A 1128-nucleotide genomic window follows, 5' to 3' on the forward strand; every position below is an offset into this window, starting at 1 on the left:
TCTGACGTGCGCCCTCCCGGTCCGGACGCGGCGGCCATGACGGCGGCGGCCCTCGGGCGGCTCTACGAGGCGGCCTGGCGCGCGTCGCCGGCGGTGCGGCGCGCCGGGGCGGAGCGGGTCATCGGCTCCGGCTTCGAGGAGCTCTTCAACCACCTCGACCCCTACAGCCGCTATGTCACGCCGCTGGAGGCGCGGACGGCGCGGGAAGGGCGGGTCGGGCAGTCCGGCCTCGGCCTGCGCATCGCCGTGCAGGGCGAAGGCCTCGCGGTCAGTTCGGTGACGCCCGGCGGGCCCGCGGCCCGCGCCGGCATTCGCCCCTGGGAACGGCTGCTGGCGGTGGACGGCAAGCCGCTGAGTGGGCGCGACCCGGGCCTTGCCGCCTCGCTCCTCGAAGGGCCGGAAGGCTCCCCGGTCACGCTGACCCTCTCGCGCGGCACCCGGCCGCGCGACGTCACGCTGGTGCGCGCGCTGGTGGTGCCCGAGACCGTGACCGCCGAGCGGCGCCACGACATTCTCTGGATCCGCCTCAGCGGCTTCACCGTGCTGACCGAGCGGCGGCTCACCGCGGTGCTGGCGGATGCCTTCGCGGCGCGTCCGCCGCGGGGCGTCGTCCTCGACCTGCGCGGCAACCGCGGCGGGCTGCTCGGCCAGGCGGTCAGCGTCGCCGATCTCTTCCTCGACGACGGCGAGGTGGCCCGGACGGAGGGCCGGCACCCAAATGCGAGCCGGCGCTACCTGGCCGGGGGCCGCGACCTGGCGGAGGCTCGGCCGCTGGTGGTGCTGGTGGACGGCAGGACCGCCTCCGCCGCGGAGATCGTCGCCATGGCGCTGGCCGAGCGCGGCCGCGCCGTGCTGGTCGGCAGCTCGACGATGGGCAAGGGGCTGATCCAGCTCGTCGCGCAGCTACCCAACGAGGCCGAGTTGCTGGTCACCTGGTCGCAGGTGGTCGCCCCGTCCGGCTGGCCGGTCCAGAGCCTCGGCGTCCTGCCCGACCTCTGCACGAGTCTGGGCCCCGAGGCCCTCACGGGCAGCCTTGCGCTGCTCGGCGCCGGTCAGGCCCCGATGGCGGCCGCGCTGGCGCGGCAGCGCGGCCTGCGGGCCCCGTTGCCGCCCGCCGAGGTCGCGGGC

The 1128-nt window shown here is 76.9% G+C and carries 1 protein-coding gene; it reads left to right on the top strand.

Annotation, left to right across the window (positions count from 1 at the left end):
• Positions 1-36 precede the first annotated feature (36 nt).
• A partial coding sequence (locus L2I40_RS23490; protein WP_237217768.1) for a S41 family peptidase occupies positions 37-1128 on the top strand: 1092 nt, incomplete at its 3' end.

The organism is Falsiroseomonas oryziterrae (assembly GCF_021864505.1).
Classification (GTDB): Bacteria; Pseudomonadota; Alphaproteobacteria; order Acetobacterales; family Acetobacteraceae; genus Falsiroseomonas; species Falsiroseomonas oryziterrae.